Raw genomic sequence first — 23,221 nt, 5'->3', positions numbered from 1 at the left:
ACGCCATGACTCTCAAGCATCTCCATCAGTCGGGCGAAATCGAGAAGCGAGCGGGACAATCGATCGAGCTTATACACAGCAACGCAATCAACCTTCCCACCCTCCACGTCGGCCAAGAGCTGCCGTAGCGCCGGGCGGTCCATCGTGCCACCGCTGAACCCGCCGTCATCGTACCGGTCCGGGAGGAATGTCCAGCCTTCCGCCTTCTGGCTGGCGATGTAAGCCTCTGCCGCTTCCCGTTGGGCGTCGAGGGAGTTGAAGTCGGAGTCGAGACCCTCGTCCGTGGACTTGCGGGTATAGATAGCGCAGCGTACGACCTCCACCTTCTTGAGCGTCTTGGTCCGATTGCGAGCGGTCATCTCCCGTTCCCCCTCTTGGCGATTCCAAAGAAGAGGAATCAATTCCACTGGGTGCCAGTGATTTTCCTCGCCATCGCGGATAGAGATCGATAAACCTCGCCCTCGTATTCAAATCCCTCGTCCAGGACCATCACGGAGATCGTTTGGCCCCGGTACTCCCGGGTGATGACCGTCCCGGGCATGGGAAGCCGTCGATCATGGGACGGCCGGAACCGGTGGACCTCAGTTCGGCCTCGAGGAGCGATAAGTCGAAGATCCGATTCGTTGGCAAGTTCCTTGGCCCGGCGCAAGGCTCTCTCGGATAGACCGCCTTCCTCATTTGCCTGAAGCCGCCAGGCGATGCGCTTCCGGAGGAAATCCTTGTGACGGGATCGGGTTTCCTCACCGAAGACCTCGCCATACTTCTCCCGGAGTTCGGCGACGGTCATGTCGCTCAGTCTCTCGATCTCCCTGGCAACGCGTGGTGTCATTCCGGGACCTCCTCTTGAACCGGGTCTCTGCCTGTTAACCCGTTGTCCAAACAACTGCTTGGGTGGCCGGAAACATCCAGTGGTTTCTCGGTGGACGCAGCAGATTGATCGGGTGTGGAGGCAAGCTCCGGATTTCGGTTTCTGAGGCGGATGAAACCAGCAGCCAGGATCGCCGCAAGCTCCCGCAGGCGCTGCTCGGGCATCATCTCTTCGGGATTTTCAAGGAAATCCATGCTCCCTCCGGGGCGAGCCGGAGCGGGAGGCTACTTCATGAGGGGAGTTGGAAGTTGGCAGCCCGGGCAAACAAAAAAGACGATATGGGATGGCTGCCTTCGCCAACACCCACAACGCCTTCCGCTTTGCGGCCGGGCCGCTGTCTGGTGGTATATAACGCCGCCCCCTATCGGGGCAACGATCCTACTTTCACTACACCATGCTTACACATTCTTCTGGATCAGTCAACGTTGACTTCCTCCCATCGCTATCTGAATCATTTTTCGAAGGGCCCAGAGAGCAGGACGGGTAGAATTGTATGGAGCATCTGCAAGTCAACTGCAACCGACTCGAAAAACACAAATCCACTAATGCCGACAGAATAAAAATGAGAGTCAGTGACTCCTTCCATGCTTTGTTTGGCGGCGGGTTGCGCTCTTTTCATGACGCAGACACTTGGCTCTGAGGTCCGCGCGGGAATTGCGCGGGGATAAACTCGATCATTAGCTCACGCCGGATTTCGATGCCGTCAGGAAGGTCCTTGATCAGATTCAACCCCCTCAGGACATTGAGGTCTCTCTGCACAGTCTTCGTGGTCTTACGTGAATATAGATTCGCGATCTTGGATGTGACCGTGCGAATCGCCGACGATGGGACTGGCCGATCTTGACCGACGAGAGCAAGGGCAAGGGTTCTTCGCCTCGCAGTAGCGGTGCCAGTCTTATCGCGGAAGAGTCCGTGAATGTAGTTCACGAGGTGGACCGACAGTTGCTGTTTTTTAACCTGTTCGATCTGCTCCCGGAGATTGTCAACGTATCCTTGCAGAGCGTAGTGGACAAAGTCGCGAACGCCGGCTTCGGAGTCCGTGCGACTGGAGGCTGCAAGGAGGCGATAGTATTCACCTCGGGTCTGGTTGTAGTGGTTGCTGAGCAGATGCGCGGACGTCGACGGAATCCCGGCCGAGAAAAGAATGAACAGCTCCAAGAGGCGAGCGGTTCTGCCGTTGCCATCGCCAAATGGATGAATCCACGCAAGGTAGAGGTGCCCGAGAATGGCCTTCAAGATGGCGGCAGCAACACGTTCATCACGCTCGAGGTCCTCAAAACCGGTGTTGAGCCAGTGGCACAGACGATCAAGCAAATACGCGCAGTCGGCTGGCGGTGCACCGGGATAGCGGGCAACTACGACTTGCAGGGATTCGCGGATCCTGCCAGGAACTACACCATCAGCGAATGAGAGTCCCTTGAGTATCAAGGAGTTCCAGTGGCACAGGTCGTCCACTTCGATGCGGGGATCAACACCCGGACGAAGGCGGCCCGGAATTGAATTGCAGGCTTCTAGAACGTTTTCGATCTCCTGCTTAAGGTACTCTTTGGATGGCGGGACCTGGAGTTCACCCTTGAGCTGCCGAAGTACGTCTTCCTCAGTGAGCGTGTTTCCCTCGATCGCTGTGGTCGCGTGGATCCCCTTAGCGAGAAAGAGCTGGTGAAGCTCGTCCCGGACCTTTGGCAGAAGCGGTAGCCCTGCCACATGATTCGCCTTCGACTGGACTTCTCCCAAGAGAAGCCAGCTTCGGTAGCTGAACTTCCCCAGATCTAGTCCGAATGTGATCCATGGATGGGTTCGTTCGTATGTCCTGTTTGTTGGCCCCATTTGCGTCCCTCATTCTGTCCACTATAATTAACTACGCAACAAGTCATTATGACCATTTAAGCCAGCGTTATGTCCTGCTCTATAATTAATAAACGACAGATTGTGTCCCGATGTCAAGGCAATTCTTCGGCCGTTTCCGCCCAGTCGCGTACCCCTCGAAAACCTCCATATCTCCTTGGTGGTGGACAACACCCCTCTCCATCCAAAAATCCTGTTCCCGTTGAGGCAATTGGAGTTGCGCCGCGAGATCGTAAAGAGTAGCACCCAGGGTCCGAGCGCAATGCGTGCGCTATCCAGCATCGGCAAGGAGTATTGCCGTCGCCTAAGAATGTTGACCAATCGGTGTGTGAGGGGGGATGTGCTTATGGGGTGATTGTTAGTCTCTATACCGCATGCCAGTTTAGGTTGGATTCTATCGAGAGACTGGACGCACCCCAGCAGCGCTCCGTACCAGGGAATCCGTCAGGCGGCTCGGCACCATCGTATCGCCACTCATCAGGCGGAGGGCCAGCTGCGCCAATAGCAAAGCACCATCCCGTAATAGTTCTTCGCCAAGCGTACCACGACTGACCGTTGGGCGAGACGAGAAGTTCAATTCCGGGCGGGTCACTGAGTCCATGGATGTCGAAGCTACCCTGGAGAATGTCTAGGATGTCAGTCCGGTACCGGTTTTCTCTGTTGTACCAGCCACCCATGCAGGTACTGACCCAGAGAAGCGCATCTATGGTCGCCTTAAACTCGCGACGGTCGAGCCGCTGGCCTTCCGCATCGACCCCATTAACGCCAGCGAAATCTATCAGCCTTTGTTTCTCCTCCGCCCTCTGGCGTTCAATGCGCCTGAGATCATCCCGGTACCGCCGGATAATGTACAACGCTTCCCGGAAGGAGGGCGCCTCGGCAACCTGGCGAAGCCAGTAGAATGAAACCTTCGAGATCTCTCGCAAGCGAAACCCCAGACCCATGAGAACGACAAGACGGTTCCGGGCACCCCTCAGATGACCGATATTAGTCCGGAACTCCATGCGGACAAACGCCACTTCGTAGGCCGCGTACACAGCCAGGAAATAGATGAAGGGCAACGCCCCGACGGTGAGCCCGATGGGTAGCGCGAACTCGAAGAGGATACCGATCTTATTGAGCGATTCCCAGCCACGGATCGTTTGGACGGTTACGTACGCCAGAAAAGTAAGTCCAGCGAACGCAAGCAGCGTTTCGGCACAGCCCTTCGCCCGGTGTAGTTTTTTGTCCTGCGACGCGATGACAGACACAACGGTCAAGACTGCGAGAATCGGCTGCAAGAGGATCTCCATCAGGAGCGGGAATTGGTATAGGTTCAGGTAGAACTCGATCAGTGCCGGCCATGCTAGGGTCTCGATGGCTTTGCAGCGAAAGAAATGGGGGTTTTTTGATGCTTCTGCGAACCCGCCGAAGAGCAGAATACCGGCAGTGATAAACCAGACCACTGCACCCTTCGTCAAGGCAACACTCCAACCTACAATCTTGGTCGCAAGCCAGATTTCCAGACCGACCCACCCGACAAACACCAGGAACGGGATGAGAATCTTCACGCTGAAAGCAGCTCGGACAACCTGTGCGGCAGAGGAGCGAGTGCTCGACCTCGAAAAAAACCACAGAAATAGAACCGCTCCCCAGAGGAGGAGTGCCAATTCACGATTGGTCAGCACCGCACATCACCTTGAAGATGGCGGGTCCTGTCGGAGCCTTGATAGTACAGATTCAATCTCCAGTTCGAAAACCGTCTCACGCGGAACCCCGGTTCGGACGCGAGCGTTCAAAACTCGTCGGGCGACAGCAGAGACTCAGAGAACTTCGGCCATCCCACGCCAATTTCGAAGATTTTGACCGGCATCCGAGCGACACCCTCTACGAACAGAGAATCCTACCCCGAATGCCGCAACCGCAAAACCCTATAGAACTTACACATATAGCCACACCCGGCAACTCTCATCACCGGCGTCTGCGTCAACCAACAAAGCCGCCCCATTTCGAGGCGGCTCATCCCGGCTCCCCGCGTGCAACTCGAACCAATACCCTTCCGGTTAACAGCCACTGGTCCGGATCCGGGAACCGCGCGGTGGGCGGGGCGCAATGCTGGCCCCTGGCTTTCAGGGAGTCCCCCGACATGAACAATTTCTTTGTAATGAAATAACACGCAGCAGCAATCAATCGGACGCCTTCGCGATCCCTTTCACATAAACCCACGCCCCTGCATGCGATTGACTCTTGGTTCGAAGGAAGGGAAGCCACTCATGCGACATGTGGTAGCCGAGGACTTCTAGCAACTGGTATTGGGTGCGAAGAGGGTGCGCATCCCAAGCATGACGATCCCGGGCGTGACTGCCGATAAGCACATATTCAGGATCATGACTCCCCCCCTCGTATTTACTAAGATTGATAATCTTGCTTCGAAGAAATGGCACGGGGGGGGTGTTCCTCGGTTCCGGCGGTCCAAAGAGCCCCACAATAATCTCCTCATCGGTCCCCACCGATCTTATCCATGCCTTCGTCGGCTCCACCCAGGCATCGTCGGCAATCGAGTGATGGGCAAAGAGGCAGCCGGAATAGAATCCAGGGCCGAGGATGAGCATCACCAGAATCGCCCGCCGGCCCCATCCGGCAAAAAACGGTGAGCCTAAAAGCTGCTTCACTGCGAGACCCCCGAAGAGACAAAGCACGGGTCCTAAAAAGAGCAGAATGCGCGGAACGCCGACGGTAAAGGCCAGAAGGAGCAAAGATATCAGCCAGGCCCGGGAGAGATGTTTCAAGGGACGGGTGTTAAAGAGCGCGGACTTCAAGGCAAACATTATACCGACAAGGCTTATGGGAAAGGCGTATGATTTAAAGACCATCTCGGCGAGACATTTCAGCCCCTCGCTTAGCTGCAGAACCAAGTACCCATAACCCTCGCGCGATCCATGATAAAGGATCGTCGCAAGGTACATCATTGGATTGATAAAAACGTAGGGGTTGGTGATTCCGTAAGTGATCAATGCAATTGTTATCAATAAAACAAAGCGTCCCACTTTAGAACGAAGCCGCTCTCCGCGGATAAGTGCAACGCCAAAGGCAGCGGCGCTCAGTCCCGCGAAAATATTGCTCCCCGCCCCAAGGCCCATGGCTATCCCGCTTAGAAAGAGATATCGGTTCTCTTTTCCCTTTTCAGCGAGAAGCAAGAAATAAACTCCCAATAATAACCAGAATGAGGTCCAAACATGCGGCTTTGAGAGGATAGCCTGGTTGAGCGCCAAGGTGGAGAATCCCCAGGCGAGCATTGTGAAACTCCCGGCAATGATTCCTCCCAGTCTATTGCCGAGCAGCGCCAACACCAACATCACGCCCAGAAACGCGAGGGCGCTAAGACTTCTTCCCGCCAGGTACATATTGCGGACGTCGTTGGGATGATCGACAAAATAACCAATGCCCTCGTCGGGATGGAAGAGTCCGACGAACTTCATGCAGGCGAGAAGCGCTCCGAGTGGATAGAGGTAGGCTCCCCCGTACATGAATCCTCTGGGATCGAAATCGAACTCCGCTGGATTCATCCTTCCCAATGCGATGTAGGGTTCTCGTTCGTCATCCGCGCTGCTGCTAATGATATACCGGCGGAACGCCTGAAAAGTCTCCTCCTGCGTCAGTATCGGTCCCAGCGGATGGGCTCTATATGCCGTGGGGGGGCTTTGCTGTTCAATTCTTTTTAGCGCACCCCGCTCCGCATCGGCCCTATCTCCAAAATACTCTTCTGTCGATTCATTCAAATCGGCTCGCAGCTGATCGGTAATCTGGATTCCTGAAAGAAGGATGTCAAGGCGGTCTTGTGATGGAAGACCCCAATCGAGGCAAAGAAACAGCACCACCGCGCTGATTGAGATGATCCCTATCTGCAGAAGATTCAGGTTTCGATTCATCCGGAGTCACCCTTATTGGCCTTTCCGTGAAGGGTAGCACGCCCCACATACTGGATCCAGGCATGCTCTGGAGCTCATCCGAAGAGCTCATCCGCAGGGCCCATCTGAAGGGTGTCCCTCTCCTTGGCGTTTCGTTGTAGAATACGCAGATGGAAGGGACATCTTGCGCCTATGCGGCCAAACCCGTACCTTTGCCAACATATCGATCGCCGGTTCAGTAGAATCGGGCCTATAGGACTCGTAGCGGAGAGATGAATTGAGCGAAAACCGTCTCACAGGAGGCTCGGGAGACTTTCATATCCTCTCCCGCCGAAACCTTCGGATCGGATTCTGTCTCATCCTCCTTCTTTTTTTCAGTGTGACCGGCCCGGCCATGGGCCAAATGACGACGGGGCTCGATCAGAGGACACTGGGAGAAACCCCGTCAACCTATCTCAATCAGATGCCGCCGCAGGGACTCGAACGCCCGGTCGATCCGTCGATCTATCAGGTCGTACCCGGCGACATCTATGCTCTCTGTCTTTGGGGACTGGTCGATACGGTCCTGACCGTCGCCGTGAGTCCAGAAGGAAAGATGATCATCCCTTCCGTGGGAATGATCGATCTCAGGGGATTGACCCTGGAGGAAGCGAGCGAAAAGGTGGCCGAAAGCGTTCATCAGGTGCTCCCTTCCACGGAGACGAGCCTGAACCTGCTGCAGTTGGGGACGTTCCGGGTTGAAATCACCGGCCTGGTCAGCCGGCCCGGCGGTTACCCAGCCACCGGTGTCCAGCGCGTTCAAGATATCATCAACCAGGCGGGCAAGATCTTTCCAGGAGGATCGTATCGCCGGGTCCAGATCTCACAGAACGGATGGGTGAATGAACTGGACCTGGTGCAATGGGTCCTCTATGGGGATATCAACAATAATCCGACGCTGACCCCGGGGACCCGCATCCACATTCCCGCCCGCGGACCCTCGTTCCGGCTGAGGGGCCCCTTCTCCGGCGGGCTTGAACCGCTGCTCTCCGGCCGGGAGTCGACAAACCCGGTCGACCGCCTCGGCTCACCTCCCCAGATATCCCTGGAGTGGAAAGAGGGGGACACGGTCAATGAAGCGATCCATCGCGCCGGAGGTCTGACACCGGAAGCGCTCCATGAATCGGTTTACCTTTGGAGAGGAACAGAGAGTGAGGAAGGCACCCGTATCCTCGAGCCGGTCGCCCTCATTAATGTGGAATCAAGCCGGATGCTGCTTCATCCCGGCGATTTGATCGACATCCCCTATCGTGAGGAATGGATCGCTGTGACCGGCGCCGTTTACAGACCCGGCCGCTATTCCTTCATCGCCGGCTGGACCGCGGAAGACTATGTCAATCTCGCCGGCGGGCCGTCCTCCGTCGGCAAACGCACAGGCTGGTCCTTGATGCGGGAAGGCAAAGAGAAACGATTCGACGCCCAGGAAGATCTATTGGCTCCTGGTGATATTCTGCGTGTGCCGGAAACGCGGACCCACAAACTCACCGTCCTCCTATCAACAGCTTCGACGGCGGTGGCTCTCCTGATTTCGGTTGTGGCCCTATCGAAGTAGCCGTCTTGAGCGCCCCCAGCAGGCCCGCCCAAATATAAATCTCTTCATTGAAAGCAATATCGCCGCTTGCCATCGCGTTGACCAGGGCATAAACAACCAACATGAGGATCAGGTGAACTTCCGGCGAGAATTCCGGCCGGTGCCGCAGCAGCTGATTCGCCATCCGCCAGATGAGGTAGAGGAAAAAACCAAACAATAAAAAACCAAGCCAGCCGTTTTCTATGAAGATTTCAAGAAATACATTATGCGGATAAAGACGGAGATCCTTGCTGACGATGGCGGCGGCAAACCCGCCTGTTCCCAGACCGAAGGGCCCGGCCTGTGGAACCAGATGAAAGGCTTGTTGATAGAGAAAGACGCGCATCGACCAAGAAAGATTATAACTTATGAAACTGCTGCCGGCGTACAGAAAACGGGTTTTAAGAGCATTGGGCAGAAGGATCAATCCCGTAATAACGACGAGGATGGAGGTAAAGAGCAGGGCCTCGTTCTGATGGGACCGCCCTTTCCTCCGATTATCTATCCAATGTAATACCAGGGTCGAGAAGGCGGCGGCGCCAACGGCGACGGCCGGGCCTCGTGATCCCGTACCCAGCATGACGGCGCCGAAGAGAAGCAAGAAAATCCCCGACACCGACCAGGGCCAGTGAAGCCGGTGGGCGGCGTACGGCGTCATGAGGAGGCCGAGGCCGGCGAAGCGGGCCAGCCAGATCGGATTGAGCGCGAGGGCCCTCAAGCGGCCTCCGGAATCATCGAAATTGAAGGCTAGATTTAAGGCGGCGGTGAGGGCGATAACACATAAAAAGAGCCAAACGGCGGAGAGAAAGCGGCGCAGGCCCTGTGCCGCCTCCCCATCCCTTCCCCAAATCCATCCCTGAGTGATGAGAAGGATCATAAAGAGAAAACTTTTCGATCCGAAAGCCATGACCTTGAACATTCCATAATCCGGCGCGGAGCTATAAAAAGTCCCTATAAAAAACATCGACAGGATTCCCGCCGTCGCCCAAAAGATGGGTTGCCGCCGGAAGCCATTCCAGAATTCCGAGAGGGTTCCTTTATCATTAAAGAGGATGGCGATGCCCAGGAGGCCCATCGCAAAGAGCCGCAGTCCGTGATAAATGGGACCCGCCATATGTGTCGCCCGGGCCAGCGGTGAAATGATGGGGTAGCCGATGAGGAGAAAAGCAAGCGCCCATTCGGTTCGGCGCGCGAGACAAAGAAAAACCAAACCGCCCAGAAGAAGGAGAAGCCCTTTAACCTGCAGGACCGCCGCGGCCCCTAGAATCACGAGGTCGGCCAGGATTAAAAAGCACAGAAGGAGAAGCGGCTCCGCCTTAATGCGTGTAGGGGGAGCGAAGCTTGCGGATGATGAAGCCACCGCCGACTCCTTCAATAAGAAGGCTGAGCGTTCCGCCCGCGAGCGCCGCATCACGAAGCCGCTCCAGCAATTCAAAGAATGTGAGACTGCCGCCGAAAGCGATCAGCGTCGACACGGCACAGATAATCCAGCGCACGGGCTTGGACCGCTTTTCCGCCGGTTTTGCCACTTCGAGAATCTGTGTCATCGGTGTGTCCCGCACCTCCTGTATGCGGTAAAACTCATGTTGTGTAATGAGGTATTCGTGCAGGGTTTCCTGAATCTTCACTTCGCGCAGAAGCCGGTGATAATCGAGCATCTGATCAGAGAGCGCGGTGAGAGAGCCTGAAGCCGCCGGCCCACTCGGCTCCGGGGAGGCCTTCATCCCCATCTTCTCAATCGCGGCATCCAGAATCTCGATTTCTGATGTAAGGCGGGTGACCTGTGGAAATGTCGGACCGGCGATCTCCCGCAGGGCCTCCAGCTGCACCTCGAGCGCGAGACGCCGTCCCATCATCCCGGCGACAACCTCAACCAGGGCCGTGGCCTGTTCTTCCGGCGCCACGATCCCGGTCTGCTTCTGAAAGAGGCTGAGGCTGTCCTCGGCCGCGGCCAGCCAGGCCCGTGTTTCGGCCAGCCGCCGCTCGGTGAAAACGCGGGCCGTATAAGCGGCGCTGTGGCGGCGCTCCCTTTGGATCTCATCCATCATCGCCATCGCATCGTTGGCCATATCAGCCGCCAGCTGCGGGTCGGTCTCTTCCACCGCCACCGTCACAAATCCTTCCCGGCTCACGAAAACCGAAACGCGGCCGCCAAACACCCTCAAGGCTTCATCCATGGTGCGCACCTTGTAGTGTTCCATCAGGTCATATTTTTCAATGATCTTCTCTTTCAACGGGCGGCTGGAGAGGATCCGGACCATGATGTCGGAGGGCGAAGAGAAAAGGGGCATATCGAAGGCGCTGCCGCCGAGCAGAGAGGCCATGAGGCTCATCGAGAGGGGATCGCCGCCCGAATCGTTGGCCAGGAGCGATGTTGCGGCGCCTTCCCTCTTGGGCGGAAAGGCGCAGGTCGTCGAAATATACCATTCCGGCAGCAATAGACTGACGACGACGGCGCCGGCGGCCACAATCAGCGTGTTGATGAGGATCCAGCGCTTCCATCTCAGGAGACGGAGGATTCGTGGTGGAAGGGTGGTTGAAGGTTGAGCCGTCATGACACTCCCATCGATCGAGTGAAATGGGTGTCCCCGAGCGGCTCGCCCCGGGGTCCGCTCTAGAAACCGCCCGTTTTGATCCGCATACGATTTAGGGCGCGGAGCAATGCCAGCCGGGCACGCTCTTCATCCCAGCGACCGGACGTATCTTTGAGGCGTTCAATCGCCCGGTCCCGCGCTTCCTTCGCACGCTCCAAATCGACTTCTTCCGGAGATTCGAGTGTATCCGCGAGGATCGTGGCATGATTCCGTGAGACTTCCATGAACCCACCGCTGATGGCAAAGACCCGCTCGGACCCGGAGGTATCGCGTAGTGACAGCTTGCCCGGGACGAGGTCTGTAATCAAGGGGGCATGATGGGCCAGGACGCCTAAATATCCCGCGCCGCCGGGAGCCACGAGGGAGACCACGGCATCGTCAAAGACGGTCCGCTCGGGGGTCTGCACGCTCAAGTGAAAAGTCTCGGCCATCTAGGATTCCCCACCCGCGGCTTTCATGCGCTCCGCTTCGGCGATGACATCTTCAATGCCGCCAACCATATAGAAAGCCTGTTCCGGAAGATCATCGTGACGTCCTTCCACAATCTCCTCGAAACCCCGCACCGTATCCTCGAGTTTCACATACTTCCCCGGACGGTTTGTGAAAGCTTCCGCGACGAACATCGGCTGCGAGAGAAACTTTTGGATTTTGCGGGCCCGGGCCACGATGATTTTGTCTTCCTCGGAAAGTTCATCCATACCAAGGATGGCGATAATATCTTGTAGATCCTTGTACCGTTGGAGAATCACCTGAACGGCGCGCGCCACCTTGTAGTGCTGTTCACCGACAACATTGGGATCCAAAATCCGGCTGGTCGAATCGAGGGGATCCACGGCCGGATAAAGACCGAGCTCGGAGATCTGCCGGCTCAACACCGTTGTCGCATCGAGATGCGAGAAGGTTGTGGCCGGCGCGGGGTCGGTCAGATCATCGGCGGGGACATAGATCGCCTGCACCGATGTGATCGATCCCTTCTTTGTCGAGGTGATCCGCTCCTGCAAATCCCCCATCTCCGTGCTGAGCGTCGGCTGATAACCGACGGCGGATGGCATTCTTCCCAAAAGGGCCGACACCTCGGATCCGGCTTGAACAAAACGGAAAATATTATCGACGAAGAAGAGCACATCCTGTCCTTCTTCATCCCTGAAATATTCCGCCTCGGTCACACCCGTCAAACCGATCCGAAGACGGGCGCCGGGCGGTTCGTTCATCTGTCCAAAGACGAGGCAGGTCTTATCAATCACCCCTGATTCATTCATTTCGAGCCAGAGATCATTCCCTTCACGGGTTCGCTCGCCGACACCGGCGAAAACGGAGAAACCGCCATGCTCGGTCGCGATATTGCGGATAAGCTCCTGGATAATGACGGTCTTGCCGACACCGGCGCCGCCGAAGAGCCCGATTTTGCCGCCGCGCGGATAAGGCTCCAGCAAATCAATGACCTTGATTCCGGTCTCCAAGACAGAGATCTCTGTTTCCTGCTCTTCCAAAGCCGGCGCGGGGCGGTGGATCGGGTAGCGCTTATCCGGCTCCGGCAATGGGCCTTTCGGATCAATAGGCTCGCCCAACAGATTCAGGCATCGTCCCAAGCATTGCCGGCCGACCGGAACCGTGATCGGTCCACCGGTATCGTAGGCTTTCATTCCGCGCACCAACCCGTCGGTGGAGGCCATGGCGATACAGCGCACCATGTTGTCGCCGAGGTGCAAGGCCGCCTCGACGATGATATGAATACCGCGTTCATCGTCATCGATACGGATGGCGTTCATAATGTTAGGCAGGCGGTCGGCGGGAAATCCCACATCAACCGTCGGTCCGATAACCTGTACGATCTTGCCGACATTCTTTTGTGTTTGGGAACTGTTGGACATAATACCCTCTCGTTTTCCCGAACGGATCTGATTCTATCTCAGGGCCTCAGCCCCACCGACGATTTCCCCAAGCTCTTTTGTAATAGCCGCCTGACGCAGCCGGTTCCGCAGCAAGGTCAGGGATCGGATCATGTCGTTCGCATTGCGGGTCGCGTTTCCCATCGAAAGCATCCGCGCGCTGTGCTCGGAAGCCAGGGCATCCGCGATGGCCGTTCGGACACGGCCTTCCACATACCGCGGCAGAAGACTTTTCAGAATCTCCTCAGCGGACGGTTCAAAGATATATTCGAGTTCTTCCGTCTCTGTTTCTGAACCGGGTTGCGCCGCGGACTCCGCCGCGGGTTGCACCGCTGGTTCCGCCGGCGGCCGGATCGGCAACAATGGTTCTTCGACGATGACCCTGCGGGCGGCGGTGACAAAGTGCGTGAAGATGAGATCGACCTGGTCAACCTCCCCGCTTTTATACATTTCAACCGACAAACGCGCCAGTTCGGTGGCCAAGGCCGGATTCAGCTGATCGCCCAGATGGCGGAACGGATCCGACATCTCCCAATGGCGCCGGTGAAAATACTCCCAGGCCCGGCGGCCCACCGGGATCAATTGAATGGTCTTTGGATCCCGGTCCTTCAGATCCGTCTCAACCTGCCGGAAAAGATTGGCGTTATACGATCCGCAAAGCCCCTTGTCCGACGCTATTATAATGTAGGCCCGGCGGCGCACCTCCCGCACGACGAAGAGAGTATCAATCCGCACATCGGGAGACTGAGCCAGGCTTTGAAGAACCTCCTGCATCTTCTGAGAGAAGGGACGGATCGATTCGGCCCTCTGCTGCGCGCGGCGGAGCTTGGCCGCGGCCACCATCTCCATGGCCTTCGTAATCTGTTGCGTGTTCTCCACCGAGCGAATGCGCCGGCGGAGTTGTTTCAGCGTGGCCAAGAGTTATACCTCCGCCATGAAGCCCGCTTTAAACTCCTTCACCGCCTGATGCAGATTCTTTTCCGTATCCGCGCTGATATCCTTTTTGTGATCGATGTCGTCACCGATGTCCGGATGCTTGTCATCCATGAAGGTGTAGAGTTTCTTCTCAAATTCTTTGAGTCGATCCGTCGGTACGTCGTCGAGATACCCATTCACACCCGCGAAGATAAGCATGACCTGCTTTTCAAGATCCTGCGGAACATACTGATCCTGTTTCAGGATCTCGACCATCTTCTCACCTCGGGTCAATTGAGCCCGTGTCGCCTTATCGAGATCGGATCCGAATTGCGCAAAGGCGGCCAACTCCCGATACTGAGCCAATTCCAGACGCAGCTTTCCGCCGACCTTCTTCATCGCCTTCGTCTGTGCGTTGCCGCCGACACGGCTCACCGAGAGACCGACATTGATAGCGGGCCGGACACCGCTGTTAAAGAGATCGGTTTCCAAATAGATCTGGCCGTCGGTGATGGAGATCACATTTGTCGGGATATAGGCCGACACATCCCCCGCCTGTGTCTCAATAATGGGAAGCGCTGTGAGGGATCCGCCCGTCCCGGGTTTGATCCTGATATCATGCGAGCCCGATTTTCCGAGCCCCTTCAGGGCCTCTTGCGCCTCTTTGAAACCCTTCTCGCCGCGGTAATCCTTGCCATCAACGCCTGCAGCGGTTTCGGCGGGCGCATCTTGCTTCACAAGGATGTAATGCTCCTCAAGCTTGGCGGCGCGTTCCAGCAGGCGGCTGTGGAGATAGAAAACATCGCCCGGGAAAGCCTCGCGTCCCGGCGGCCGGCGCAGAAGAAGAGACAATTGCCGGTAGGCCACGGCGTGCTTCGAGAGGTCGTCATAGATGCATAGAACGTGTTCGCCTCGATCACGGAAGTATTCACCCATGGAGCATCCGGCATAGGGGGCGATGTATTGAAGGGGTGCGGCGCCCGATGCGGAAGCGTCGACAACAATGGTATACTCCATGGCGCCCTGGTCTTCCAGAATCTTGACGGTCTGCGCCACCGTTGATTCCTTCTGGCCGATCGCTACATAGATGCACCAAAGATTCTTGCCCTTCTGGTTGATGATCGTATCAATCGCGAGCGCCGTCTTACCTGTTTGGCGGTCGCCGATAATCAACTCACGCTGGCCTCGTCCGATGGGGATCATCGAATCGACCGCCTTGAGCCCGGTTTGCACCGGCTGCTTCACCGGCTGGCGTGAAATGACATCGGGAACAAGGGTCTCAAGACGAATAAACTCTTTCGTCGCGATGGGCCCTTTGCCGTCGACCGGCTCGCCCAACGGCGTGACGACCCGCCCGAGCAGGGCCGCTCCAACCGGGACCTCGATAACCTTGCCGGTCCGGCGAACCGTGTCGCCTTCGCGGATCCCCTGATCGGAACCGAACAGCACGACGCCCACATTATCTTGTTCGAGATTGAGGATCATCCCCTTGATGCCGCCCGGGAACTCCAACAGCTCACCGGCCATCGCATCTTCCAGCCCCCAGACACGGGCAATACCGTCACCGACCTGCAGGACGGATCCGGCTGAGACAACCTCGAGCTTGCCTTCATACCGCTCCAGTTCTTTTTGTAGAACAGAGCTGACCTCTTCGGGTTTAAACGCCATGACTCTCCCCGATGTTATTCGGCGGCCATCCGGCCGTTACCAAAAACCAGATTTGTCGCAAGGTGTGATCCGATTTAAAATCTACAGAGTGGCTTTCAAGAGCTGCTGTTTCAGCTCTCTGAGTTCGTTTTGAACACTGCCGTCAATGACACGGTTGCCGATGACGACCTTCACCCCTCCGATAACATCGGAATCCACCGACTTCTCCAGCCTCACTTTGAGACCGACCTTGGCTTCCAAGCGCTGCCGGAGCGCCGATTCCATATCCCCCGGCAGGGGAACGGCGGTGAAGACCTGCGCCGAAACAATTCCCCGATGCTCTTCCACCCGGTCTTTGAACACATCCAGAATATCCAGCAGAAGCGCCACCCTCTGTTTGCTCAGAAGCAAAAGTATAAAATCGCAGAGCAGTGGCTGGACTTGCTCACGAAGAGTCTTTTGTACAACCTTTTCCTTTTCATCTGCTAGAATCTGCGGCGATTCGAGAAAACGCAGCAGGCGAGGATCGGACTCCAGGAGCTTGACCAGAGCGCCGGCATCCTCACTGACGGGATCCAGGATCCCGCGATCCAGAGCGGCCATGAACAGGGCCTCGGCGTATCGCCGGGCCAGCGCCCACTCTTTCACGACGCCGTCTCCACCTTATCAATAAACTCCCGGATCAATTTCCGGTGCCGCTCATCGTCCAAATGCTCCCGTATCGTTTTTTCCGCGGCGGCCACAGCGAGATTCACCGTCTGACGGCGCACCTCTTCAGTCGCCGACTCTTGAATCCGGGCGACTTCATCCTCCGCCCGGCTGAGCCGCTGCCGCCGCTCTTCCTGCGCCTGCTCACGAATCCGGGCCGCAATATCATTGGCCTCCCGCACCGCTTCCTGGATGCGTTCCCGGGCCCGAGCCTCGATATTCCTCAGCTCCTGCTCGTAATGAGCCTTTTGACCCGCGACCTCCTCCCGCTGCTCTTTAATCTCCTGTTGCGCGTTTTCAATGCCGCGCCGGCGGCTATCGAGCAGGCCGAGTATCGGTTTCCAGGCGAATTTGTGCAGTATCCAGACCGCCAGAATGAATCCGATGATCTGGGTTACGACTTCACTCCATACAAGATCCATAGTTTGACCTTATTGATTGGCCTTATAGGTTGACCTAGTGAAGTTTGCCCATAAGGACGAAGACGGTGACGAGGGCATAAATCGTCAAAGCTTCAATGAATGCGGCGCCAATCACCATGGCCACCTGAATCTTCCCGGCCGCTTCCGGTTGGCGTCCGATCGCCTCCATCGCCGCCGAAACCGCCCGGCCGAGGCCGAGTGCCGATCCGAACGCCGCGATGGCAAGACCCAAAGGCAGGGCCAGACCTAACCAGTTCATCTATCGCTCCTCCTGTTCCGTGATCCACCGCTTATCGAGACATGGCTGGCAAACACCTGCCTCCTTCTATCAAGGCGCCTCATGCTCATGTTCATGTTCATCCTCATGATCATGAGGTAAAACCTGGGAAATATAGATCGTGCTCAAAAGTGTGAAGACCAATGCCTGCACCGCGCTGGTGAGGATGGCCAGGAAAATAAAGGGAAGATGAAACGGCACCCCCACCGGAATCGGCAGAAACTTCAGCGTCATGACACCGAGACCGAGGAAAACGGCGAGCAGGATATCCTCGCCCATGATATTGCCGAAAAGTCGAAGCCCTAAACTCATTGGTTTGGCGAACTCACCGATAATGTGCAAGGGCAGCATGAGCGGCACCATCGACCATCCTATCACATCCTCGGGCTCACCGGCGAGATGATGCAGAAACTTTACAATCCCCAAACGGCGGATACCGGTGTATTGAACATAGACAAAGACGGATATGGCGAGGGCGATCGTCGTATTGAAGACCGATGTCGACGATTTCATCAGGGGAATAAGCCCCAACAGATTCATGAAAAGGATATAGAAGAAGAGGGTGCCGAGAAACGGAACGAAATGCCGTCCCTCTTTGCCCAAAATCCCTTCAATAAAATCGGCGAATTTCTCGACCATCATCTCAACCAGGTTCTGAAGGGGGCCGGGAATCAATGCCCTCTTCCGAATTGCGAGATGGGACATCACGACCATAAAAACCACGACGACCAGCGCGAAGAGAACATTTTCCCATTTATGAAGAAAACCGATCCAGCCGGTCGATCCAAAAATCTTTTCGAGAATCGTTATAATCGTGGGGAGATGGGTGGAAATTTCGCCTTCCTCGGAAGAAGCCCACGCGCTCCCCGGAAAAATCGCTGTCAGAAGAAGGGCAAGGGAACCCAAAGATGGCGGGAGTTTCGATCCAATCCGCATCGGTACCTTCTTCAGCACACGCACAGCCCTCATTTCCATTCCATGGATGGGCACCGATCCCCGGTGTCAGCCGGATCGATCGACCGGTCGGTCGATGGAGCGGCCTTTGTTTTCATCCGACGTGATCCATCGTCCGGCCACCTTGAGCACCAGTACAACAAAAAGAAGGGTGAAGCCGATCAAGAACCATATCGCCGACACCTTGCCCCATATCAACAGGGCCGCCCCCGCTCCGTAGACAAGCCCGACCTTGAGGAAAACCGCGACCACGATGGCCTTATTGGACCCACGCACCGGCGCCAGAACCATATGGATCAGATTCCAGAGAAACCAAAGATTCGCGGCCCCTAAAACAGCCCCCGCGAGACAACCGCCTCCGGCAGCCGGACCCTTGTAAGCCCAGGCCGCGAGAGCGACGATGATCCCCGTCAACATAGTGGCAAGGACGGTCCGGCGGATAAATGCCGGATCCAATTCTTGGTCACGGATCATCGCAGGCGATTCCCTATTACATACGGTCCATATCGCGGCTGGCCCGCCGGACGAGTCGCACCATCTCCCGGATTCCCGCAATAAACCCAAGAGCTACAAAGACAAAACTAAGAATCGGCTTTGTGCCGAAAACCGAATCCAGCCACTTGCCGAGAAAATACCCGACAATAGGCCCAGTGGCCATAAGAAACGGCACCATCGACAGAGATCCCACCAGTCGAAGATATCGTCCTCTTTGTTCCCGGTCATCTTTCATAAGGTTCCGGGGAACCCACCTCATCTTTCTCGAGGCATAAGGAAACCGCGTTCCGTAACCTCGCAAATCTAGGTAAGTCCCGGCTTGCTGTCAACGATTCTTCTTTCCGGAATTAGGAAGATTGTTGATTCAAGCGATCCAACCGCCCCGATTTCCTTCGATCTGAGGATAGGCCGGAAGGACTTCATCGATCTCATTCTGATTCGAAGTGCCGGACCTATTGCTGTATATTGATCAAGGCATCACTCCGGAGGATAGACGCCGTGAAAAATCGAATCGATTCATTTGATCTCAGGCTCAACCGGGTCCTGGCAAGGAAATACCGCGTTCTCGCCATGGTCGGCGCCGGCTGGGAGGGTGAGGTCTACCGGGTCGTTGAGGTCGGTACGGGCATCGAGAGAGCCGCAAAACTCTTTTTCCCGCACCGGAATATCGGTCATCGCACATCGCGTTCCTACGCGAAAAAACTATACAAACTCAGACACTGCTCCATGTTGATTCACTATCAAACCGAGGAAGTTTTCACGTTTCGGGGCATCGATGTTGTGGCGCTGATATCCGAGTATGTCGAAGGGGAGATGCTCTCCGACTTTGTCAAGCAGCTGCCGAGGCGCCGGCTCCATCCCTTTGAAGCCCTGCACTTCCTTTACGCTTTAAGCCTGGGGATGGAGGAAGTCCATCGCGCGAATGAATATCACGGCGACCTTCACTCGGACAATATCATCGTGAGCCGCTACGGCCTGCGATTCGATTTAAAACTGCTCGACCTGTTCCACTTGGGAGGATCCAAAGTCAACAACCGGCGCGTCGATGTCTGTGATGTCATCCGGATGTTCTACGATGTCCTTGGCGGCGCCCCCGCCTACGCCAAGCACCCGGAAGCGGTTAAGTATATTTGCAGCGGTCTCAAAACAAGCCTGATCCTGGACAAATTCCCCACGATGTCCAGACTCCGCAGGCACCTGGAGGAGATGGCATGGCAGTAACAACCGCTGACGTGCTGAAAATCGCCCTGGACATGGCCGGATTTTCCGAAACGCCGGCCGACTCAGCGATCTATTTCCCGGGAGAGAATATCCGTCGCATCATCATCGGGATTGATATGGAGGCGCCTGAACTTCTCCTGGCCAAACAGGAGGGGTTCGATCTGGTGATCAGCCATCACCCCAAGGGAGGCGGGGCGCTGCTCCGGTTTGCCGATGTCCTGAGCCGGCACGTTGAATTCATGACCGCCCATGGTGTCCCCGAGCCGGTCGCCCGCGATGCCGTTGGGGAATTGATCTATGATGCCCGGTGCCAAGCGCAGGCCGCCAATTATGACCGGGCTCCATCGATGGCGCGCCGCCTGCAGATTCCCTATATGAATATCCACCTCCCCTTGGATGAAATCGGCCGAAAGCGGATGGTTGCTGTTGTTGATTCTCTCGATCCGGCGGCGACCGTGAAGGAACTGCTCGGCGCTTTTGAGCATCGACTCCCGGAATGCCGCGCCGCTGCAACGGAAATAGAACTGCGTGTGGGGCTGGCATCCCATCCGATCGGACACGCGGCGGTGATCCACGCGGCGGGAACCAATGGTGGCATCCCGGTCGCCCGGGCGCTCTACAACCACGGGGTCGATACCGTCATCTATATCCATTGTTCCGGTCCCGATTCCCGTCGTTTGAACCAAGACTTTCACGACCAGGGTCGAAACCTCATTGTGATCGGCCATATGACGGGAGACTCACTGGGAATCAATCCTTTTGCAGAAGAGCTGATATCCCGTGGTTTGGATGTTACCTGTATGAGTGGTATCATCCGAAACGAAAATCTCCAAATTCCCTGACGGAAACGAGCAGCGATCCAGGCAAAGATAGGATGCAGGCATGGAATTCATTAACACGATCCTCGATTACCCGCTCTTAGGCTACACGGTGAAGCAACTCGGGCTTTCCTTCCTGATCGTCGTCTTCGTCTTCTCTTTGAAAAGGTTCTTGGGGACGGTCTTGTTCAGCGCCGTCCGGCGTCTCGCCGCCCGCACCAAGACAGAGCTCGACGACATTCTGCTGGAGGCGATTCACCGTCCCGTCGAATACCTCATTGTCATCATCGGGCTCGGCGTCGCGCTTATGCTCCTCGAACTGCCCATAGAACCTTACAATCTGCGAGCCACGGCGACGATCTTGATGAAGGTTTTGATAACCCTCGATATCTTGTGGTTGATTTTTCGGATCCTCGACGCCCTCTCAACCTACCTCCTCAAGGCGGCGGAAAAGACCGAGAGCCGGCTGGATGACAACCTGATTCCCCTGTTTCGCAAATCGTTCAAAGTCTTCATCGGCATTCTCGCCTTCGTCATGCTTATACAAAATATGGGATATTCGGTGTCCGGTCTTTTGGCCGGATTAGGGATCGGCGGATTGGCGGTCGGTTTGGCGGCGAAAGATACTCTGGCCAATGTGTTCGGATCGGTCGCCATCCTCTTCGATCACCCCTTCTCGGTTGGGGATTGGATCGCGGGAGATGGGTTTGAAGGGGTCGTTGAGGAAATCGGCTTCCGCAGCACACGTATCCGCACCTTTGCTAAAACGCAGGTTTCGATACCCAATCAAGCGCTGGCCAATATGACCATCAACAACTTCAGCCGCATGCCGCGCCGGCGGATCAAATTCACTCTGGGCGTCACCTATAAAACCTCCGCCGACGAGATGAATCGGGCCGTTGAAGGCATCCGGGGCATTATCAAGGAGATGCCTGAGATTCATGATGATTTCTTCCTTGTCAACTTCACAGACTTCGGCGCGTCGAGTTTGGATATTCTGGTTTACTGTTTCACAAAAACAACGGCGTGGGCCGATCATCTTGAAGCGCGGCAGAAGCTCCTAACGCGGATTATGCAATATCTGGAATCGATGGGATTGGAGGTCGCTTTCCCCACACGCTCCATCTATCTGGAATCGGTTGACACCGACGCCGAACATGTTCTCAACGGGCCCGGGGCGGATGCCGGTGGAGGTTCCGCGTGAGCCAGGATCTAGAGCAGGCTTTAAAATTGGCCGAGCGCGCCGCCAGAACCGGCGGGCAGCTGGCCCTGTATCATTTCCGCAAGGGAATCGATGCCAGGCGGAAGCCCGACGGATCGCCGGTCACCGATGCCGATATCAGCGCCGAGAAGGCGATCCGCAACGTTCTTGAGGAAGGCATGCCGGGTGTTCCCGTGCTGGGTGAAGAGATGGGCGGCGGCTCGCCCGATCAGGCCGCGACGGGATCCCGCTGGATCGTCGACCCGATTGACGGCACACGCAATTTTATAAAGGGGATTCCGATTTTCGCCACACTGGTCGCTCTCGAACGGGATGGGGAGTGTGTCGTGGGCGCCTCATATGCTCCGGCGATGGGTGATATGACATCGGCCGCGCGCGGCCTGGGATGCCGCTGCAATGATCGACCGGTCAGAGTTTCTGATGTCGATTCCCTGCAACAGGCTTTTTTCCTGTTCGGTGGGATCAACGGGCTTTTGCAGCCGGAGTCTGAGAAACGTTTTTTGGCTCTGATGAATAAGACCGACCGGCAGCGGAGTTTCGGCGATTATTACGGCCATCAACTCGTGGCCTTGGGGCGGGCCGAGATGATGCTGGAAACCGGAATCCATCCCTGGGATATCGCGCCCTTCAAGATTATTATTGAAGAAGCGGGAGGGCGGTTCACCGATCTGTCCGGCCAACCTTCAATATATAACGGTTCTGCTTTGGCCACGAATGGAAGGCTTCATGACGAAGTTCTATCCATCTGGAACGGATCCCCCGCTCCATCAGGGGGTTGACATCAATATCACTTGGAGGATAAACGTGCCTGAATTCAGGCAAAACCTCGCGACCCGTGAATGGGTCATCATTGCCCGGGAATCATCTCTGAAGCCTGAGGATTTCACGCCCCCCCTGCGCGGACCGCAGGACCCGATCCCTCACCGCCGCTCCGATTGCCCCTTCTGCCCGGGCAATGAAGCGGCGACACCCACATCGGTCTTCACGCTGTCAACCAACGACCACTGGAGCCTCCGGGTCGTCCCCAACAAATTCGCCGCGCTCAGCGAAGCGCAGGATCATACGGCGATAAATGAAGGGTGTTTTCTCAAGGCGGGCGGCTATGGCATCGCCGAAGTTGTCATTGAAACCCCGCGGCATGATCTCACGATCGCATCAATGGAAGATTCCGAGGTCGCAAGAATTGTACAAGCCTATAAAACCCGGGCGCTGAGCATGGAGGCCAAGCCGGACATCCGTCTCGTCACCATCTTCAGGAATTACGGCCCGCTGGCGGGAACATCCATTGAGCATCCCCACTCACAGTTGATCGCGACACCAATCGTACCGCCCCATGTCGATGACCCGATACAAAAGGCGCGGGAATACTTTCGCGACAACAAGCATTGCGTATTCTGCGCCATTCTCGAAGAGGAACTGAGCCAATCCGTCCGCATTCTCGATCAAAATGAGCATTTTGTCGCCTTCTGCCCCTTCGCTTCACATACCCCTTTCGAAACCCGTATCTATCCGAAGCGGCATGCTCCATCTTTCACATTGATAAGCGAAGATGAAGTCACGGCCTTTGCGCGGATTCTTCAGCGAACGATGGCGCGCATTCACCTCTGCCTCGGTGTGCCGAACTACAATTATCTGATCCGCTCGGCTCCGGCGGGGAACGGCGACGCCGATGAGTATCACTGGTATTTTGTCGTCCTCCCCAGGATCACAACCCCCGCCGGCTTCGAGATCGGCACCGGAATCTTCGTCAACAGCGTCCCACCGGAGATGGCCGCCGCCTACCTCAGGGACTGCGATCCAGAGGCGGCCCGGTTCCAAAGAAAGGGGAATCCATATTAAAACCGCCGGAT

The 23,221-nt window shown here is 56.3% G+C and carries 24 protein-coding genes; 6 read left to right on the top strand and 18 right to left on the bottom strand.

Translation table 11 applies throughout. The features are described from left to right. The 6 genes from KJ970_09260 to KJ970_09235 form a co-directional block, all read right to left on the bottom strand. The coding region (locus tag KJ970_09260) for a recombinase family protein (protein ID MBU2691106.1) at window positions 1-359 on the bottom strand (359 nt) is incomplete at its 3' end. 38 nt (window positions 360-397) lie between these two features. Beyond that, the gene (locus KJ970_09255) at window positions 398-829 is read right to left on the bottom strand and encodes a DUF2924 domain-containing protein (protein MBU2691105.1); all 432 of its coding nucleotides are present in this window, start codon (window positions 827-829) and stop codon (window positions 398-400) included. Continuing rightward, complete coding sequence (locus tag KJ970_09250; protein ID MBU2691104.1) at window positions 826-1,062, bottom strand: hypothetical protein; 237 nt, start codon at window positions 1,060-1,062, stop codon at window positions 826-828. The genes KJ970_09255 and KJ970_09250 overlap by 4 nt, the downstream gene beginning before the upstream one ends. Before the next feature lie 421 nt (window positions 1,063-1,483). After that, on the bottom strand, window positions 1,484-2,695 hold the full coding sequence (locus KJ970_09245) for a Fic family protein (GenBank protein ID MBU2691103.1): 1,212 nt from the start codon (window positions 2,693-2,695) through the stop codon (window positions 1,484-1,486). 383 nt (window positions 2,696-3,078) lie between these two features. After that, complete coding sequence (locus KJ970_09240) at window positions 3,079-4,263, bottom strand: hypothetical protein (GenBank protein MBU2691102.1); 1,185 nt, start codon at window positions 4,261-4,263, stop codon at window positions 3,079-3,081. 615 nt (window positions 4,264-4,878) lie between these two features. Continuing rightward, window positions 4,879-6,621, bottom strand: coding sequence for a hypothetical protein (locus KJ970_09235; protein MBU2691101.1), 1,743 nt, complete (start codon window positions 6,619-6,621; stop codon window positions 4,879-4,881). Between the two features lie 256 nt (window positions 6,622-6,877). Here KJ970_09235 and KJ970_09230 point away from each other — a divergent pair, with 256 nt between their 5' ends. Next, the gene (locus tag KJ970_09230) at window positions 6,878-8,191 is read left to right on the top strand and encodes an SLBB domain-containing protein (protein MBU2691100.1); all 1,314 of its coding nucleotides are present in this window, start codon (window positions 6,878-6,880) and stop codon (window positions 8,189-8,191) included. On the opposite strand, the gene KJ970_09225 is transcribed toward KJ970_09230, so the two are convergent. From KJ970_09225 to KJ970_09170, 12 genes are all read right to left on the bottom strand, one after another. Continuing rightward, window positions 8,121-9,569, bottom strand: a complete 1,449-nt coding sequence (locus KJ970_09225; protein ID MBU2691099.1) for an O-antigen ligase family protein — start codon at window positions 9,567-9,569, stop codon at window positions 8,121-8,123. The two genes, KJ970_09230 and KJ970_09225, sit on opposite strands and share 71 nt — an antisense overlap. Next, complete coding sequence (locus KJ970_09220; GenBank protein MBU2691098.1) at window positions 9,526-10,764, bottom strand: hypothetical protein; 1,239 nt, start codon at window positions 10,762-10,764, stop codon at window positions 9,526-9,528. Before KJ970_09220 ends, KJ970_09225 begins: the two co-directional genes overlap by 44 nt. A gap of 59 nt (window positions 10,765-10,823) precedes the next feature. Further along, window positions 10,824-11,234, bottom strand: coding sequence for an ATP synthase F1 subunit epsilon (gene atpC, locus KJ970_09215; GenBank protein ID MBU2691097.1), 411 nt, complete (start codon window positions 11,232-11,234; stop codon window positions 10,824-10,826). Beyond that, a complete protein-coding gene (atpD, locus tag KJ970_09210; GenBank protein ID MBU2691096.1) occupies window positions 11,235-12,674 on the bottom strand; it encodes a F0F1 ATP synthase subunit beta in 1,440 nt (479 codons plus the stop codon). Between the two features lie 33 nt (window positions 12,675-12,707). Then, window positions 12,708-13,610 (bottom strand): ATP synthase F1 subunit gamma, encoded by a 903-nt coding sequence (gene atpG, locus KJ970_09205; GenBank protein ID MBU2691095.1) that lies wholly within the window; start codon window positions 13,608-13,610, stop codon window positions 12,708-12,710. A gap of 3 nt (window positions 13,611-13,613) precedes the next feature. Next, complete coding sequence (atpA, locus tag KJ970_09200; GenBank protein MBU2691094.1) at window positions 13,614-15,275, bottom strand: F0F1 ATP synthase subunit alpha; 1,662 nt, start codon at window positions 15,273-15,275, stop codon at window positions 13,614-13,616. An 81-nt stretch (window positions 15,276-15,356) separates the two neighbouring features. Further along, complete coding sequence (locus KJ970_09195) at window positions 15,357-15,902, bottom strand: F0F1 ATP synthase subunit delta (protein ID MBU2691093.1); 546 nt, start codon at window positions 15,900-15,902, stop codon at window positions 15,357-15,359. Next, the gene (gene atpF / locus KJ970_09190; protein MBU2691092.1) at window positions 15,899-16,384 is read right to left on the bottom strand and encodes a F0F1 ATP synthase subunit B; all 486 of its coding nucleotides are present in this window, start codon (window positions 16,382-16,384) and stop codon (window positions 15,899-15,901) included. Before atpF ends, KJ970_09195 begins: the two co-directional genes overlap by 4 nt. Window positions 16,385-16,418: 34 nt before the next feature. Next, window positions 16,419-16,643 carry an ATP synthase F0 subunit C gene (gene atpE / locus KJ970_09185; GenBank protein ID MBU2691091.1) on the bottom strand — a complete coding sequence of 75 codons (225 nt, stop codon included), beginning with the start codon at window positions 16,641-16,643 and terminating at the stop codon, window positions 16,419-16,421. Between the two features lie 69 nt (window positions 16,644-16,712). Next, a complete protein-coding gene (atpB, locus tag KJ970_09180; GenBank protein ID MBU2691090.1) occupies window positions 16,713-17,615 on the bottom strand; it encodes a F0F1 ATP synthase subunit A in 903 nt (300 codons plus the stop codon). Window positions 17,616-17,663: 48 nt separating this feature from the next. Then, window positions 17,664-18,089 (bottom strand): hypothetical protein, encoded by a 426-nt coding sequence (locus KJ970_09175; GenBank protein ID MBU2691089.1) that lies wholly within the window; start codon window positions 18,087-18,089, stop codon window positions 17,664-17,666. 16 nt (window positions 18,090-18,105) lie between these two features. Continuing rightward, window positions 18,106-18,345, bottom strand: coding sequence for an AtpZ/AtpI family protein (locus tag KJ970_09170; GenBank protein MBU2691088.1), 240 nt, complete (start codon window positions 18,343-18,345; stop codon window positions 18,106-18,108). 335 nt (window positions 18,346-18,680) lie between these two features. On the opposite strand from KJ970_09170, the gene KJ970_09165 reads away from it, so the two are divergent. From KJ970_09165 to KJ970_09145, 5 genes are read left to right on the top strand one after another with little or no spacing between them, the layout of a single operon-like run. Then, on the top strand, window positions 18,681-19,331 hold the full coding sequence (locus tag KJ970_09165) for a protein kinase (GenBank protein ID MBU2691087.1): 651 nt from the start codon (window positions 18,681-18,683) through the stop codon (window positions 19,329-19,331). Beyond that, window positions 19,322-20,173 (top strand): hypothetical protein, encoded by an 852-nt coding sequence (locus KJ970_09160; protein MBU2691086.1) that lies wholly within the window; start codon window positions 19,322-19,324, stop codon window positions 20,171-20,173. Before KJ970_09165 ends, KJ970_09160 begins: the two co-directional genes overlap by 10 nt. Window positions 20,174-20,213: 40 nt before the next feature. Next, window positions 20,214-21,353 (top strand): mechanosensitive ion channel family protein, encoded by a 1,140-nt coding sequence (locus KJ970_09155; GenBank protein ID MBU2691085.1) that lies wholly within the window; start codon window positions 20,214-20,216, stop codon window positions 21,351-21,353. Continuing rightward, window positions 21,350-22,150 carry a histidinol phosphate phosphatase gene (locus KJ970_09150; GenBank protein MBU2691084.1) on the top strand — a complete coding sequence of 267 codons (801 nt, stop codon included), beginning with the start codon at window positions 21,350-21,352 and terminating at the stop codon, window positions 22,148-22,150. Before KJ970_09155 ends, KJ970_09150 begins: the two co-directional genes overlap by 4 nt. 25 nt (window positions 22,151-22,175) lie before the next feature. Beyond that, the gene (locus KJ970_09145) at window positions 22,176-23,210 is read left to right on the top strand and encodes a DUF4931 domain-containing protein (GenBank protein ID MBU2691083.1); all 1,035 of its coding nucleotides are present in this window, start codon (window positions 22,176-22,178) and stop codon (window positions 23,208-23,210) included. Window positions 23,211-23,221 lie beyond the last annotated feature (11 nt).

It is taken from the genome of Candidatus Eisenbacteria bacterium, assembly GCA_018831195.1.
In the GTDB taxonomy this organism is placed as follows: Bacteria; Eisenbacteria; RBG-16-71-46; order CAIMUX01; family JAHJDP01; genus JAHJDP01.
The sequence above is the reverse complement of the archived record's forward strand: the minus strand, read 5'-3'. Positions and strand labels throughout refer to the sequence as shown.

Coding starts and splice junctions, on each gene's coding strand:
- KJ970_09255 (MBU2691105.1), bottom strand. CDS start 829: ATGACACCACGCGTTGCCAGGGAGATCGAGAGACTGAGCGACATGACC.
- KJ970_09250 (MBU2691104.1), bottom strand. CDS start 1,062: ATGGATTTCCTTGAAAATCCCGAAGAGATGATGCCCGAGCAGCGCCTG.
- KJ970_09245 (MBU2691103.1), bottom strand. CDS start 2,695: ATGGGGCCAACAAACAGGACATACGAACGAACCCATCCATGGATCACA.
- KJ970_09235 (MBU2691101.1), bottom strand. CDS start 6,621: ATGAATCGAAACCTGAATCTTCTGCAGATAGGGATCATCTCAATCAGC.
- KJ970_09220 (MBU2691098.1), bottom strand. CDS start 10,764: ATGACGGCTCAACCTTCAACCACCCTTCCACCACGAATCCTCCGTCTC.
- atpC (MBU2691097.1), bottom strand. CDS start 11,234: ATGGCCGAGACTTTTCACTTGAGCGTGCAGACCCCCGAGCGGACCGTC.
- atpD (MBU2691096.1), bottom strand. CDS start 12,674: ATGTCCAACAGTTCCCAAACACAAAAGAATGTCGGCAAGATCGTACAG.
- atpA (MBU2691094.1), bottom strand. CDS start 15,275: ATGGCGTTTAAACCCGAAGAGGTCAGCTCTGTTCTACAAAAAGAACTG.
- atpF (MBU2691092.1), bottom strand. CDS start 16,384: ATGGATCTTGTATGGAGTGAAGTCGTAACCCAGATCATCGGATTCATT.
- atpE (MBU2691091.1), bottom strand. CDS start 16,643: ATGAACTGGTTAGGTCTGGCCCTGCCTTTGGGTCTTGCCATCGCGGCG.
- KJ970_09175 (MBU2691089.1), bottom strand. CDS start 18,089: ATGATCCGTGACCAAGAATTGGATCCGGCATTTATCCGCCGGACCGTC.
- KJ970_09170 (MBU2691088.1), bottom strand. CDS start 18,345: ATGAAAGATGACCGGGAACAAAGAGGACGATATCTTCGACTGGTGGGA.
- KJ970_09165 (MBU2691087.1), top strand. CDS start 18,681: ATGGTCGGCGCCGGCTGGGAGGGTGAGGTCTACCGGGTCGTTGAGGTC.
- KJ970_09160 (MBU2691086.1), top strand. CDS start 19,322: ATGGCAGTAACAACCGCTGACGTGCTGAAAATCGCCCTGGACATGGCC.
- KJ970_09155 (MBU2691085.1), top strand. CDS start 20,214: ATGGAATTCATTAACACGATCCTCGATTACCCGCTCTTAGGCTACACG.